The sequence below is a fragment of the Actinomadura parmotrematis genome, from assembly GCF_019458805.1.
GTDB lineage: Bacteria > Actinomycetota > Actinomycetes > Streptosporangiales > Streptosporangiaceae > Spirillospora > Spirillospora parmotrematis.
In genome coordinates this window covers 283,417-297,296 of sequence record NZ_JAIBOA010000002.1, presented here as the reverse complement: position 1 = coordinate 297,296, position 13,880 = coordinate 283,417, and the positions used below count along the sequence as shown (strand labels likewise).

Sequence of the window (13,880 nt, the reverse complement as noted above, 5' to 3'; positions counted from 1 at the left end):
GACTCAACGGATATCCATGGATGACGTGGATATTGACCGAAAGGGATCTTTGGCATGGTGAACCGTAGGCCGGCAGCCGATCCAAAGATCTCTATGTGGCACCTCATGGGCTACTACCTGCGGTTCCTTCGCGAGAGCCATGGCATGACAACAACGGAACTGGCTCGCCGCCTCGGGTGCGCTCAGAGCTCGATATCCAGAATCGAGATGGGTTCTCAGCCCATGACCGACATCCGTGCAACGGCGGCGGATGAACTCTGGAGAACGGGCGATCTGTTCGGACTGCTCCTCTACTACGCGAGGAGAGCTACGGACCCCGACTGGTTCAGGTCCTTCACCGCTCAAGAGCGGATCGCGCTCGAACTGCGCATCTTCGCCGCATTGCACGTGCCGGGCCTTGCTCAGACCGAGGCGTACGCCAGTGCGCTGCTGAACGTCGGCAGCGAACCAGACATCGCGGGTTCGCTCGCCAGAAGAATGCAGCGAAAACAAGTCCTAGAGCGCGACCGGCCGCCTTCCGCTCACATCATCATGACCGAGAACGTGATCGACTGGCCTGTGGGCGGCCCGAAGGTCATGTACGAACAGTTGGCCTACCTCCTCTCACTTGCCGGGCGGCCGAACGTCATACTCCGCGTCGTGCCGCGTAGCACCGGTGCCTTCGAGGGATTGGACGGCCCGTTCCAGATCCTCACGCTGCCCGATGGGCCGCTGGCCTTCGTGGAAGCCGCCGTCGAGGGGCGTCTTGTCGCGGACGCCGGGCAGGTAGAAGGATTCAGCAAGCGCTTTGAACGCATCGGCGCGCAAGCGCTGCCCGAGGGCATGTCCCGAGATCTGATCAGACGAGCAATGGAGACATTGAATGTCTAAAACCTGGCGGAAGAGCAGTTATTCCGACGGCGGAACGTCCGGAAACTGTGTGGAAGTGGCGAACCTCGGCACCTCCATCGGCGTCCGCGACAGCAAGAACCCCTCGTGCGGTCACTTGGCCGTTCCCCGCCGTGACCTGGTGGCACTGACCGATCACATCAAGTCTGGCAAGCTCGATCTCTAGGTTCTCAGAGCCATTGGTGTCTCCGAAGCCAGCGGCTTCGGAGACACCAATGGCTCAGCGCGTGCCGAGTTCTCAGTCGTCAGGTGCGAGGAGTTCATCCACGGAGGCGACGCTGAGCGCCCGGTAGGTCCACTCGAGAGTCCGCTGATGCGTGGCTTGGGCGAGCACTCGATCCCAGTCCGTCTTGGTCACCTTGACGCCGCGCAGATGCAGGACCAGCAGAACCGTGTCCGCCTCGCCCGCGACGTGACCGGCCGTGTAGGCCGTGGCGAACCCATGGGCGAGGTCTTCTGCGAATCTCTCGGTGAAGCCTTCGCCGAAACCTTGGGCATAGAGGCTCTTGGCGTAGCCGCTCCGGAAGATGTACGAGCGATCTTCGCGAGAAGCGGTTTCGGAGCTGTCGGGTACTGCTTCATCCGATGAAGGGTTCACGTCCGGGTTCCGTCCCCTTCGCCGGGCAAGAGAACGTCGTCCGTGGAGGTGGCGTTGAGCGCCCGGCGTGCCCACGCGTTCACCTGGTCGAGATCGCCGCAGGCGATCATCCGTTCGCGGTCGCCTGAGAACACCTGGACGCCCCGCTGTTCCAGAATCAGCAGGACCGCGTCCACTTCGCTCTTGATGACGCCCTCTTCGCGGCCCATGGCTCGGAATGTTCCGGAGCTGTCGGACACCGTTCCGTCCGGTGAAGGGTTCACGTTCGGGTGCCGTCTTCACTGTCGGGTGTGAGGACGTCGGCGATGGTGGTGGCGTCGAGGGCCCGGTCGAGCCAGAGGGCGCCTTGGGCGGGGTCGGTGCAGGCGAGCATCTGGGCGCGATCGGCCTCGGGCACCTCGACGCCGCGCTTCTCCAGGATCCGCAGTGCCGCCTTCGCTTCGGTCTTGGCCTCGATGCTCTTGGCGTAGTCGCTCTGGTAGGTGAAGGTTCCGGACTTCATGCGTTCCTCCAGGAGATCCTTGACGTACCCCTCGGCCGCGAGGATGACGAGGTCGGCGTAGTGCTTGGCCTTCTCATTGTCGCCGATGACGTCCAGCGCGGCCATGAAGGTGTCGATGACCTCGGGGCCCTGGTCGGAGGCGCCATAGGCCAGGGTGGACAGCAGGGCGAGTTCGATCTTCTGGGCCGCGGTGGCGGGGTCGGTGAACAGGGGGATCTGGTTCGGTCCGATGACCATGGGGACCAGGATCAGGTTGGGATGGCCGAGGTGGATGACCTGCCGGCAGCGGGCGGCGGTCTTCTCGTCCGGGCAGAGCACCAGCAGGAGCGTCGGGCACTTGAGGTCGGCGCGGACGTCGGCCAGATAGGCGGGCCAGACCCAGTACTTGCCGGGGTCGTGGCGCAGTTGCACCTCGGTGATCACCGCGAGTCGCGGGGAGCCGGCGTCCTCGTAGACGACCAGGCTGTCCACGCGGCGCTGGGCGGCGACGACTTCCGGGCGCTCCTCGCCGCAGGACCGGACATCGCAGCCTTCGGGGACGCTGATGTCCAGCAAGGCGAGCAGGTCGGTCGTCAGTTCGGGTCTCTCGCGGAGGAGCCTCAGCGGGACCTCGTGTTGGGGGGTCGGTGACATGGCGATGACTGTAAGTGTTCGATCCTGCTCTCTCGGTAGTACTTGCGGGTAGCCACTCGAAGGGACGGTCGAGAAAATGGTCAGCGCTCCGGTGGGATCCGGGCGGTGCGCTGTATGCAGACGCGACAGGACCCCGGAGACCGGTGGTCTCCGGGGTCCTGCCGCGTACGGGGCCGGGCCGCGGCGGGTGGGCGGATGGGCGGCGGTTTACCCGCCCCCCGCCGCGGTCCGGCGTTCTAGGAGGGGATGCCCGTACGGGCGTACGGGTCCTCCACGGCGCCGTCCGGGCCGGAAGGGGCCTGCTTGACCGCGTCGCTGTGGCCGGGCCACCAGGCCTTGTGGCCGAGCAGCGCGGTGAGAGCGGGCACGAAGAACGCCGACATGACGAACGCCGACAGCAGGATGCCGATCGCGACGCCGAAGCCGATCTGCGCCGTCATGGACTGCGGCGAGACGACCAGCATCGAGAAGGTGCCGGCGAGGATGACGCCCGCCGCCGCGACGGTCGGGCCCGCGTGCTGGATGCCGAGGGCCGCGCCGCGCCGCGGGTCGTGGCCCTCGCGGGCCTCCTCGCGAAGCCGGGCGATCATCAGGATGTTGTAGTCGGTGCCGATGGCCAGCACGAACAGGTACAGGATGATGGGCAACTGGAACATCAGGCCCGGCTTGTTCTCGATGCCCTGGAACAGGATCACCGTGGCGCCGAGCGTGGCGGTGAAGCCGAGCAGCACCGCGCCCACCAGGTAGATCGGCGCGACGATGGCGCGGAGCAGCAGCGCCAGGATCAGGCCGATCAGCACCACCGCCACCGGCAGGATCACCGACAGGTCGCGGTTGTTGATGGTGTTGATGTCGGCGAACACCGCGGTCTGGCCGCCGACCAGGACCTTCGCGCCGGCCGGCGCGCCCTCGTGGACGTAGTCGCGGAAGGGGCCCTTGACCAGGCTGATGGACTCGCTGGAGTTGGGGTTGTCCTTCAGCGCGACGGCGTACTTGGCGACCGTGGCGTCCTTGTTGAACGTCGGGTCCTGGACGCTGCCGGCGCCCGGCGCGCCCTTCAGCCGCTGCGTGTAGGACGCGAGGGACTGCTTGGTGAGGGGCTGGGCGGACTTGACGTAGACCTCGGTCGGCGTCAGCGTCCCGGCCGGGAAGCTGGACCGCAGGTCCTTCATGGCCTTGGCGGACTCGGTGTTCTGCGGCGCGCTCGCGTTGAAGTCGTAGTCGGCCTTGAAGCCGATCGCCGACGCGGCGAGCGCGATGAGCACGAGGCCCGAGGCGACCGCGGCGATCGCGGGACGGCGGCCGACGCCGGCGCCGATCTTGGCCCAGAGGCGCGGCTTCGGCTCCTTCTTCCACGACTTGGACGGCCAGAACACCGCCGGGCCGAGGAGGGAGATGAGCGCCGGGACGAGCGTCAGCGAGGTGACGAACATGACGCCGACGGCGATGGCGAGCTGCGGGCCAAGGCCACCGAACGCCTTGAAGGAGGCGAGCAGCAGGACGAGGAAGGCGACGATGACGGCGCCCGCAGCGGAGGCGATGGCCTCGCCGACCCGCGCCACGCTGGTGATCATCGCGGTCTTCTTGTCCTCGCCCGCGCGCAGCCGCTCGCGGTAGCGGAACAGCAGGAACAGGATGTAGTCGGTGCCGATGCCGTAGAGCACCACCACCACGATCGTGTTGAACCCCTTGTCGAAGTTCAGATCGAGGGCGTTGCCGATGATCGCGGTGACCTTGGTGGACACCTCCGACACCAGGCCGATCACCACGATCGGCAGCAGCGCCGCGAGGGGCGCCCGGAAGATGATCGACAGCAGCAGGATGATGATGACGATCGTGCCGATGCCGATGAGGGCCATCGTCTCGTTGTCGGACTTCTCATTGTCCACGGTGGAGGCGAGGTCGCCGGTCACGCCGAAGGACAGCGGGCTGCCGCGGAGCTGCGCGCCGGTCTCGGCGCGGATCTGCTTGATGGCGTCCTTGCCCTGGTCCATCGCCTCCTGGTCCTGCCAGTTGTTCGGCAGCGGGATGGCGATGAGCTGGATGGCGCCGGTCGACGCCGGCGGCGTGGCCGTGACGGTGGTGACGCCCTTGATGCCCTTGGCCTTGATGGCCTGCGCCACCTGGCCGATCTTCTGGCTGTCGGCGGCGGTCAGCTTCTGGCCGTCGGACCGCTTGACGACCACCATGGCGGGGCTCGCCTGCTTCTGGGCGCTGGGGAACGCCTCTTCGGCCAGCTTGGCCGCCTGGATCGACTCGTACTTGGTCGGCAGGAAGTCCTGCTGGTCCGTCTTCGTCTTGAGTTCGGGTGCCACGGCGATCAGGGCGGCCGCGACCACCAGCCAGCCGAGGATCGTCCACCACGGATGTCTCACGACGCCGCGCCCAAGGCGTGCGAACATGCGCTTTCCTTACAGTTGTGGTCGTCAGGGGAGTTGTATGGGAAAAGCGTAGAGAATCCCGGCGCCTTTGTGGTCCGCCCAGGAGGGTAAATGCCGGGCGGTACCTGCGGTGGATGCCCTCCTCCTCCAGGAGGGGCCGCGGGTGGATAGCCTCGTTCCCATGGACAACGAGGTTCACCAGGGTTTCGAGACCCTGGCCATCCACGCGGGGCAGGAGCCGGATCCGACGACCGGCGCCGTCGTCCCGCCGATCTACCAGGTCTCGACGTACAAGCAGGACGGCATCGGGGGCCTGCGCGGGGGATACGAGTACTCGCGGTCGGCGAACCCGACGCGTACGGCGCTGGAGACCTGTCTCGCCGGGCTGGAGGGCGGCGCGACGGGCCTCGCCTTCGCCTCCGGCCTCGCCGCCGAGGACGCGCTGATCCGCGCCGTCTGCCGGCCGGGCGACCACGTGGTCATCCCGAACGACGCCTACGGCGGCACCTACCGGCTGTTCGCGAAGGTCGCCGAGCCGTGGGGGGTGGCGTTCACGCCGGCGCCGCTCGGCGACGTGGAAGCGGTGCGCGCCGCGGTGCGCCCGGAGACGAAGCTGATCTGGGTGGAGACGCCCACCAACCCGCTGCTCGGCATCGCCGACATCGCCGCGCTCGCCGGCGTCGCCCGCGAGGCGGGCGCGCTGCTGGTCGTCGACAACACCTTCGCCTCGCCCTACCTCCAGCGGCCGCTGGAGCTCGGCGCGGACGTCGTCGTGCACTCCACGACCAAGTACATCGGCGGCCACTCCGACGTCGTCGGGGGCGCGCTCGTCGCCGCGGACGCCGAGCTCGGCGCCCGCCTCGCCTACCACCAGAACGCGATGGGCGCCGTCGCGGGGCCGTTCGACGCGTGGCTGACGCTGCGCGGCGTCAAGACGCTGGCGGTGCGGATGGACCGGCACTGCGCCAACGCCGAGCAGGTCGTGGCGATGCTGGACGCGCACCCGGCGGTCGAGCGGGTGCTGTACCCGGGCCTGCCGTCGCACCCCGGCCACGACGTCGCGGTGAAGCAGATGCGCGGGTTCGGCGGCATGGTCTCGTTCCGGATGGGGTCGGAGGAGGCGGCGGTGCGGGTCTGCGAGCGGACCCGGCTGTTCATCCTCGGCGAGTCGCTCGGCGGCGTGGAGTCGCTGATCGAGCACCCGGGCCGGATGACGCACGCGTCGGCGGCCGGGTCGCCGCTGGAGGTGCCCGCCGACCTCGTCCGGCTGTCGGTCGGCATCGAGGACGCGCACGATCTCGTCCGCGACCTGGAACAGGCGCTGAGCTGAGGTTTCGCCGGGACGGCCCGCCGCGCGGCGGGCCGTCCCGCGCGGCCGGGCGGCGCGAAAGGTGATCGGCGATCTATGATGTCCGCGCCGGGTACCGCCAAGAAAGGGCCGGGAGTGCGCAAAGTACTGGTCTGTGGGGCCGCGTTCGCCGCCGCCTGCATCGCCGCCGCCGGGGTTCCGGGCGCCGCGGGCGCCGACACCCCCTCCCCGTCCCCGACGGTCGACGTCCCGACCGCTCCCGGGACGGACGCGCCGGTCGCGCCGGGCACGCCGTCCGGGACGCCCTCCACCGGCGGCCCGTCGCCGTCGGCTCCCGGCACCGGCTCGCCGTCCGCCACCGCGCCGGACGCGCCCGCGCAGCAGCCGGTCACCGGCAACGACTCGGTCAGCTCGGCCACGGCCGTCATGGTCACGCCGAAGCCGCCGTCCGCGCGGACCTACGCCTACGGCAAGAGCGCCCGCCAGCGCATCGACGTGTACTGGCGGCGGCAGCCCGGCGCCAAGAAGGCCGCCAAGCCCGCCAAGGGCGCTAAGACGGCCAAGACCGCGAAGGTCGCCAAGCCGAAGGCGCGGCCCGCCGTCCTCGTCCTGCACGGCGGCTACTGGCTGGCGGGCGACAAGAGCGAGTGGCGCTACTTCGCGCGCCGCCTCACCGGGCAGGGCTACGCGGTCTTCGCCGCCGACTACCGGCTCGCGACGACGGCCCGCTGGCCCGCGCAGCGCAACGACGCCCTCGCGGCCATCGCCTTCATCCGCAAGAACGCGGCTCGCTGGAACGTCGACCCCGGCCGGCTCGTCGTCCTCGGCTCGTCGGCCGGCGGCCAGCTCGCCACCCAGCTCGGCACCTACGGGCGCGGCACCGACCTCGTGCGCGGCGTCGTCGCGCTGTCGCCGGTGAACACCCCCTACCTGGCCTACCAGCAGGGGGAGCAGAGCACCGCGTCCGCGCCGCAGCAGAAGCTGCGGCGGGCCGTCGGGGAGCTCACCGGCTGCGTCCCGGACGCGTTCGACGCGGCCTGCTGGGCGCGGCTGGAGGACGCCAACTCCGGCACCCACGTCTCGGCCGGGGACGCGCCGATGCTGCTCATGCACAGCGCGGGCGACTTCGTCCCCGTCACCCACAGCACGGGCCTCGCGTCGGCGCTGCGGGCCGCCGGGGTGGCGGCGACGGTGCGGACGGTCGCGGGGTCGGGGCACGGCGGGGCGCTGCTCAACGACCCGGGCGCCTACGCGCGGATCCTGGCGTTCCTGAAGGCCCGCACCCGCTGACCCGGCGGGGAGCCGCACGGGCTCCCCGCTCGCCCGTCAGTGCCAGACCATCAGGACCAGGATCACGATCCACAGCAGCGCCACCACGCCGGAGATCGCGGCGATGCGGCCGCGCTGCACCTGCGCGACGTCCTCGCCGGTCTTGACGGCGGTGGCGGACGCGGTGGACGCGGCGGGCGCGCCCTCGCCCTCGGCGGGTTCGGGCGCGGCCGCGCCGGCGGCGGCGACGTCCAGCAGGTCGGCGGCCTTGCGCATGTCGCGCTCGACGATGATCAGCAGCACGAACGCGACGACGAACAGCGTCATCGACGCCGTCAGCCACACCTGCGCGAAGTGGCCCTTGGCGAGGAACAGGCCGAACAGGAAGACGCCGAGCGTGCCGAGCCAGTAGATGCGGGTGGTGCGGGTGAGGAACCGCAGCACCGGGACGTCGCCCTTGCGGATGTAGCGGGGGGCCGACATGGTGGCGGCGGTCAGCGGGCCCAGCGTGAAGATCGCGAACCCGATGTGCAGGATGAGGAGCAGGTGGTCGGAGCTTGACATGACGCCGACCCTAGCCCCCGCGATCGCCCGCACCTAGGGCGAACCACTGGCGGGACCGGGGCCGCGTCAGCGGCGGCCCGCCCGCCCGCGCCGCACCCGCAGGTAGTCGCTGACGACGTACTCGCCGAGCCGCTCGGCGTCGGGCGCGAAGACGCGGCCGCCGTTGCGGCGCGCGACCTCCTCGACGAACGAGACGAGCCGCCGGTCGTCGGCGAGCATGAAGAAGTTCATGCCGGCGCCGCGCCGCGTCATCTTGTCGACCTCGGCCATGGTGAGGACGAGGGTGTCGGCCGACGGCGGGTAGTCGAACAGCGACCGGCCGTCGGGCAGCAGGTGCGCGGTCGGCTCGCCGTCGGTGACGACGAGGACGATCGGCTCGAAGTCGGGGTGCCCGTCCAGGTGCCGCCCGGCGATCATGAGGGCGTGGTGCAGGTTGGTGCCCTGCACCATGTCCCAGTCCAGCCCGGCCATCTCGGTCGGGTGCAGGGTGCGGGCGTAGTTGGAGAACCCGATGATCTGGATGGCGTCCTGCGGGAACCGGCTGGTGACCAGGGAGTGCAGCGCGAGCGTCGTCTGCTTGGCGGCGGCCCAGGTGCCGCGCAGCACCATCGAGTACGACAGGTCGACCAGCAGGCAGACGGCGGCGCCGGTGCGGCGCTCGGTCTCCTGGACCTCGAAGTCGTCGACGCCCAGCTTCACCGCGGCGCCGCCGCCGTCCATGGCGTTGCGGCGGATCGCGTTGGACACCGTCCGCACGACGTCGAGGGGCTGCTCGTCGCCGAACGTCCACGGGCGGCTGGTGCCGGTGAGCTCGCCGGCCTGGCCGGCGTCGCGCTGGTCGTGGTCGCCCTGGCGGCCGGAGGCGAGCTGGGAGAACACCCGCCGCAGCGCGGTCTCGCCGAGCCGCCGGACGGCCTTGGGCGTCAGCTCCAGCTTGCCCTTGCGGCGCGCCAGGTAGCCCTGGCGCTCCAGCTCGGCCTCGATGCGCCGCAGGTTCTGCAGGTCGTCGACGGCCTGCCGGCCGAGGGCGCGGCGGACGGCGTCCTCGTCGATGTCGTCGAGGCGGGCGCCGGGGTAGTCCTGGCCGAGCGCCGACTCCAGCCCGGACAGGTCGGCGAGCTCGGCGAGCGCGGACGTCGCGTCGCCCATGCCGAGCGGCTCGTCGCCGGTCATCCGCTCCGAGCCGCCCCAGCCGAGGTCGGGGCGGCGCGCGCGCAGCGCGTCGTTCAGGCGCGTCATCTCCATGGCGAGGCCGGCGTCCTGGAGCATCTGGTCCATGAGGCCGGCGAGCTCCTCGCGCTGCTCGGGCGACAGCGAGTTGAGGAGGCGGTCCATGGCGGCGGCGCGGCGGGCCAGGGAGTCGACGAGCTCCTCCAGGTTCTGCGGGGCGTCGGGGAAGAACTCCCCGTACTCCTGCATGAACCGGTCGAAGTCGTCCTGGGTGTGCTCGCCGCGGGCGTCCCTCTCCAGCATCCGGTTGAGGGCGGCCATCATGTCCTTGACGCGCTCCATGGCCTGCGGGTCCTGGCCTTGCAGGGCCTGCTTCATGCCCTGGAACCGGGCGTCGAGGACCTCGCGGCGCAGCAGGTCCTTGAGCTTCTCGAACGTCTCGCCGGCGGCGCCGGAGCGCCACCGGTAGTCCGACAGGCGCCGGACGGCCTGCGCGGTGTCGTCCGGCAGGGTGTCGAGCTCGGCCTCGCGGAGGCGCGCGTCGTCGGACGGGTCGGGGAACAGCTCGGCCCGCTCCTGCCCGATGGCGGTGTCCAGCAGCGCGCGGGCCTCCTCCAGCGTGCCGTCGAGGCGGCCGCGCTCGCGCAGCTCGCGGCGGCGGCGCCGCACCTCGCGCAGCATGTCGTCGAGGCCGCGCCGGTCGCGGACGCCCGGCAGGCCCCGGCGGAGCAGGTCGCGGAGCGCCTCGTCGGGCCGGACGCCCTCCAGCACGGCGTCGCCGACGGCGTCCAGGGCGTCCCGGACGTCGTAGGGAGGTGCGAGCGGGTCCGGCCCGTCCTGATACGCCCCGTAGCGGTAACGGCTCATGAACGGCCCTTCCTCGGTGATCAGGTGCGGTAGGTGGCGGTCCCGTCGCCCGGCGCGCCGGTGGAGTCCTTGGACAGGCGGCGGGTGAGGAACAGGCCCTCCAGGGCGAACTCCAGGGCGGCGGCGGCCTGGCCGGGGGACTCCCCGGCCAGCTCCAGCCGCTCCATGATCTTGGCGAGGCCGGGGACGGGCCCGACGCGGCGGAGCAGCTCGGCGGCCGGCACCAGCTCGCCCGACTCGACGATCTCGCCGGCGTCGAACTTGTCGAGCAGCCCGGCGAGGTCGGCGCCGCCGAGGGAGCGGCGGAAGGTCTCGGCGGTGGCGCGGCGCAGCAGGTGCTCCAGCACCTCCTGCTCGCGGCCCTCCTCGCTGACCTCGAACTCGACCTTGCCCATCAGCGTCGGCACGACGGCGGGCAGGTCGGCGACGCGCGCGACGGCGTGGTCCTCGCCGGTGATCGCCGCGCGGCGCACCGCGCCCGCCGCGACCGTCTCGGTGCCGGCCAGCGCGAACCGCGCCGACACGCCGGAGCGGGCGTCGACGGCGTTGGACTCGCGGGCCAGGCGGGTGAAGCGGGCGATGACCTCGATCAGGTGGTCCGGCACCTCGGCGGGCCGGCCGCCGAAGTCGGGGAGGTCGGCCTCCTGCCGGATCAGGTCCAGCTCGGTGTCGAGCGTCAGCGGGTAGTGGGTGCGGATCTCGGCGCCGAACCGGTCCTTCAGCGGCGTGATGATGCGGCCGCGGTTGGTGTAGTCCTCGGGGTTGGCGCTCGCGACGAGCAGCACGTCCAGGGGGAGCCGCAGCGCGTAGCCGCGGATCTGCACGTCGCGCTCCTCCAGCACGTTCAGCAGCGACACCTGGATGCGCTCGGCGAGGTCGGGCAGCTCGTTGATGGCGAACACGCCGCGGTTGGTGCGCGGCACGAGCCCGTAGTGGACGGTCTCGGGGTCGCCGAGCGTGCGGCCCTCGGCGACCTTGATGGGGTCGACGTCGCCGATGAGGTCGCCGACGCTGGTGTCGGGGGTGGCGAGCTTCTCGCCGAACCGCTCGTCGCGGTGCTTCCAGGCGACCGGCAGATCGTCGCCGGCCTCGGCGGCGAGGCGGCGGCAGCGCACGCAGACGGGGGCGTAGGGGTGGTCGTTGATCTCGCAGCCGGCGACGACGGGCGTCCACTCGTCCAGCAGCCCGGCGATGGTGCGGATCAGCCGCGTCTTGCCCTGGCCGCGCTCGCCGAGCAGGACCAGGTCGTGCCCGGCGATGAGGGCGCGCTCCAGGTGCGGCAGCACGGTGTCGTCGAACCCGACGACGCCGGGGAAGCGGGCCTGCCCGGATTTCAGCCGGGCGAGCAGGTTGTGGCGGATCTCGGCCTTCACGGGGCGCTGCACGTGGCCGCTGGTGCGCAGCTCGCCCAAGGTGGTCTCGCGTGGTGTGGATGAACGCACGCGATCGACACTACGTCGCGGTCGCGGCGGATCGCACCCTCCGGGCGGGGATTCCCGGGCCCGGGATCGGGCCCGGCGTTTGGGCGGGCCGGTCAAGGCGGGGAGACTGGGAGGGTGTGCAACGAGCGAGGGGAGCAAGGCCGATGACGCGATTCGGTGACGGCCTGGCGGCCGGTCCCGATCTGGTCGAGGCCGCCGAGACGGCGGTCAGGCAGGCGCTGGCCCCCCTGGACGCCCCGCCCGACCTGGTCTTCGTGTTCGTGACCGGCGCCGACCCCGGGACGGTCGAGCGGGCCGCGGAGCGGGCCACGGACGTGGCGGGCGCGCGCGCCGTGATCGGCTGCTCGGCGGCCGGGGTGATCGGCGCGGGCCGCGGGGTGGAGGACGAGGGCGCGGTGAGCGCGTGGGCGGCGGTGCTGCCCGGGGCCCGGCTGGAGCCGTTCCGGCTGGAGACGCTGCGCGCCGAGGACCGGCTGATCGTCGTCGGGATGCCCGAGGGCCGCGACGACGACGTGGTCGGGGTGCTGCTCGCCGACCCCTTCAGCTTCCCGGTGGACGCGTTCGTGGAACGCTCCGGCGACGCGCTGCCCGGCCTGCCGCTCGTCGGCGGCCTCGCCGACGGCAGCGAGCGCGGCGACACGCGCCTGTTCGTCAACGGGGAGGTGTACGACGAGGGCGCGGTCGGCCTCGTCATCGGCGGCCCGGTCGTCGCGGCGACGGTGGTGAGCCAGGGCGCCCGCCCGATCGGCCCCGACATGGTGGTGACGCGCGCCGAGGAGAACGTGCTGTACGAGCTGGCGGGGTCGCCGGCGCTGGAGAAGCTGGAGGAGGTCGTGCTGGCGCTGCCCGAGGCCGACCAGGAGCTCGCCGGCCGCGGCCTGCTGATCGGCGTGGCGATGGACGAGTACGCCGACGAGCACGAGCAGGGCGACTTCCTGGTGCGCGGCGTCGTCGGCGCCGACACCGACACCGGCGCGATCGCGATCGGCGACGTGGTGGACGTCGGCCGCACCGTCCGGTTCCAGGTGCGCGACGCGGGCGCCGCCGACGAGGACCTGTCGGAGCTGCTGGAGCGCTTCGACCTGGCGCCCGTCGAGGGCGCGCTGCTGATCTCCTGCAACGGGCGCGGGCAGGCGATGTTCCCCGACTCCGGGCACGACGCCAAGCTGCTCGGCCGCGCGTTCGGCGGCGCGGGCGTCGGCGGTTTCTTCGCCGGCGGCGAGATCGGCCCGGTCGGCGGCCGCAACCACGTGCACGGCTTCACCGCGTCGATCCTGGCCTTCGGGTCCGCGGGGAGGGACGCGTGAGCGCCGGCCCCGTCCTCGCGATCGACATCGGCGGCACCAAGATGGCCGCCGGGGTCGTCCTGCCCGGCGGCCGGGTCGCCGCCCACGACCGGACGCCGACGCCGCCCGGCGCGGACGCCGAGACGCTCTGGCGGACGCTGCTCGCGGTGGTCGGCAAGGTGACGGCCGAGGCGGGCGACCCGCCGCTGGCGGGCGTCGGCGTCGGCTGCGGCGGGCCGATGACCTGGCCCGCCGCCGAGGTGTCGCCGCTGAACATCCCCGGCTGGCGCGGCTTCCCGCTGCGCGACCGGCTCCGCGACCGGTACCCGGGGCTGCCCGTCCGGGTCCACAACGACGCCGTCTGCGTCGCGATCGGCGAGCACTGGCGCGGCGCGGGGCGCGGGCACCGCGACGTCCTCGGCATGGTGGTGTCGACCGGCGTCGGCGGCGGTCTCATCCTGGACGGCCGCCTCGTCGACGGCGCCAGCGGCAACGCCGGGCACATCGGCCACGTCGTGGTCGACCCGGACGGCCCGCCGTGCGCCTGCGGCGGCCGCGGCTGCCTGGAGGCGATCGCCCGCGGCCCCGGCCTCGTCGCCTGGGCGCAGGGCGAGGGCTGGCGGCCCGGGCGGAGCGCCACCGGCGCCGACCTGGCGGACGACGCCCGCCGCGGCGACCCGGTCGCGGCGGCGGCGATGCGGCGCGCGGGCCACGCCCTCGGCGTCGCGATCGCGTCCGCGACGCACCTGTGCGACCTGGAGGTCGCCGCCGTCGGCGGCGGACTGTCGCAGGCCGGCCCGCTGCTGTTCGACCCCCTGGAGGAGGCGCTCCGCACGCACGCCCGCATGCACTTCGCGCGGCAGGTGGCGGTCGTCCCGGCGACCCTCGGCCAGGCCGCCGGCCTGGTCGGCGCCGCCGCCCTGGTCCACGAGGCGGGCGCCTACTGGAACGCCGACTGACCGGCGGCGCGG

General features: G+C 72.0%; 13 protein-coding genes. 6 read left to right on the top strand and 7 right to left on the bottom strand.

What is annotated here, in order from left to right; genetic code table 11:
* Positions 1 to 105 precede the first annotated feature (105 nt).
* On the top strand, positions 106 to 870 hold the full coding sequence (locus K1Y72_RS04200) for a helix-turn-helix domain-containing protein (RefSeq protein ID WP_220163648.1): 765 nt from the start codon (positions 106 to 108) through the stop codon (positions 868 to 870).
* A complete protein-coding gene (locus K1Y72_RS04195; protein WP_220163362.1) occupies positions 863 to 1,054 on the top strand; it encodes a DUF397 domain-containing protein in 192 nt (63 codons plus the stop codon). The genes K1Y72_RS04200 and K1Y72_RS04195 overlap by 8 nt, the downstream gene beginning before the upstream one ends.
* 72 nt (positions 1,055 to 1,126) lie before the next feature.
* Here K1Y72_RS04195 and K1Y72_RS04190 read toward each other — a convergent pair whose 3' ends face one another.
* The 4 genes from K1Y72_RS04190 to K1Y72_RS04175 form a co-directional block, all read right to left on the bottom strand.
* Complete coding sequence (locus tag K1Y72_RS04190) at positions 1,127 to 1,486, bottom strand: hypothetical protein (RefSeq protein WP_220163360.1); 360 nt, start codon at positions 1,484 to 1,486, stop codon at positions 1,127 to 1,129.
* Complete coding sequence (locus tag K1Y72_RS04185) at positions 1,483 to 1,695, bottom strand: hypothetical protein (RefSeq protein ID WP_220163358.1); 213 nt, start codon at positions 1,693 to 1,695, stop codon at positions 1,483 to 1,485. Before K1Y72_RS04185 ends, K1Y72_RS04190 begins: the two co-directional genes overlap by 4 nt.
* Before the next feature lie 50 nt (positions 1,696 to 1,745).
* The gene (locus K1Y72_RS04180) at positions 1,746 to 2,621 is read right to left on the bottom strand and encodes a hypothetical protein (protein WP_220163356.1); all 876 of its coding nucleotides are present in this window, start codon (positions 2,619 to 2,621) and stop codon (positions 1,746 to 1,748) included.
* 236 nt (positions 2,622 to 2,857) lie between these two features.
* Entirely contained in the window at positions 2,858 to 4,996 is a 2,139-nt protein-coding gene (locus K1Y72_RS04175) for an MMPL family transporter (protein WP_308286890.1), read from the bottom strand.
* A 187-nt stretch (positions 4,997 to 5,183) separates the two neighbouring features.
* Between K1Y72_RS04175 and K1Y72_RS04170 the strand changes: the two genes are divergently transcribed.
* Positions 5,184 to 6,332 (top strand): cystathionine gamma-synthase, encoded by a 1,149-nt coding sequence (locus tag K1Y72_RS04170; RefSeq protein WP_220163352.1) that lies wholly within the window; start codon positions 5,184 to 5,186, stop codon positions 6,330 to 6,332.
* Positions 6,333 to 6,446: 114 nt separating this feature from the next.
* Entirely contained in the window at positions 6,447 to 7,601 is a 1,155-nt protein-coding gene (locus K1Y72_RS04165; protein ID WP_308286889.1) for an alpha/beta hydrolase, read from the top strand.
* Positions 7,602 to 7,637: 36 nt separating this feature from the next.
* On the opposite strand, the gene K1Y72_RS04160 is transcribed toward K1Y72_RS04165, so the two are convergent.
* The 3 genes from K1Y72_RS04160 to K1Y72_RS04150 all read right to left on the bottom strand — a co-directional run bounded on the left by K1Y72_RS04160 (position 7,638) and on the right by K1Y72_RS04150 (position 11,623).
* Positions 7,638 to 8,144 (bottom strand): hypothetical protein, encoded by a 507-nt coding sequence (locus K1Y72_RS04160; RefSeq protein ID WP_220163350.1) that lies wholly within the window; start codon positions 8,142 to 8,144, stop codon positions 7,638 to 7,640.
* 66 nt (positions 8,145 to 8,210) lie between these two features.
* Positions 8,211 to 10,181 (bottom strand): vWA domain-containing protein, encoded by a 1,971-nt coding sequence (locus K1Y72_RS04155; protein ID WP_220163348.1) that lies wholly within the window; start codon positions 10,179 to 10,181, stop codon positions 8,211 to 8,213.
* A 20-nt stretch (positions 10,182 to 10,201) separates the two neighbouring features.
* Entirely contained in the window at positions 10,202 to 11,623 is a 1,422-nt protein-coding gene (locus K1Y72_RS04150; RefSeq protein WP_220163346.1) for a sigma 54-interacting transcriptional regulator, read from the bottom strand.
* 143 nt (positions 11,624 to 11,766) lie between these two features.
* On the opposite strand from K1Y72_RS04150, the gene K1Y72_RS04145 reads away from it, so the two are divergent.
* Positions 11,767 to 12,930 carry an FIST signal transduction protein gene (locus K1Y72_RS04145; RefSeq protein WP_220163344.1) on the top strand — a complete coding sequence of 388 codons (1,164 nt, stop codon included), beginning with the start codon at positions 11,767 to 11,769 and terminating at the stop codon, positions 12,928 to 12,930.
* On the top strand, positions 12,927 to 13,868 hold the full coding sequence (locus tag K1Y72_RS04140) for an ROK family protein (RefSeq protein ID WP_308286888.1): 942 nt from the start codon (positions 12,927 to 12,929) through the stop codon (positions 13,866 to 13,868). Before K1Y72_RS04145 ends, K1Y72_RS04140 begins: the two co-directional genes overlap by 4 nt.
* Positions 13,869 to 13,880 lie beyond the last annotated feature (12 nt).

Coding starts and splice junctions, on each gene's coding strand:
- K1Y72_RS04200 (WP_220163648.1), top strand. CDS start 106: ATGGGCTACTACCTGCGGTTCCTTCGCGAGAGCCATGGCATGACAACA.
- K1Y72_RS04195 (WP_220163362.1), top strand. CDS start 863: ATGTCTAAAACCTGGCGGAAGAGCAGTTATTCCGACGGCGGAACGTCC.
- K1Y72_RS04185 (WP_220163358.1), bottom strand. CDS start 1,695: ATGGGCCGCGAAGAGGGCGTCATCAAGAGCGAAGTGGACGCGGTCCTG.
- K1Y72_RS04180 (WP_220163356.1), bottom strand. CDS start 2,621: ATGTCACCGACCCCCCAACACGAGGTCCCGCTGAGGCTCCTCCGCGAG.
- K1Y72_RS04170 (WP_220163352.1), top strand. CDS start 5,184: ATGGACAACGAGGTTCACCAGGGTTTCGAGACCCTGGCCATCCACGCG.
- K1Y72_RS04160 (WP_220163350.1), bottom strand. CDS start 8,144: ATGTCAAGCTCCGACCACCTGCTCCTCATCCTGCACATCGGGTTCGCG.
- K1Y72_RS04155 (WP_220163348.1), bottom strand. CDS start 10,181: ATGAGCCGTTACCGCTACGGGGCGTATCAGGACGGGCCGGACCCGCTC.
- K1Y72_RS04145 (WP_220163344.1), top strand. CDS start 11,767: ATGACGCGATTCGGTGACGGCCTGGCGGCCGGTCCCGATCTGGTCGAG.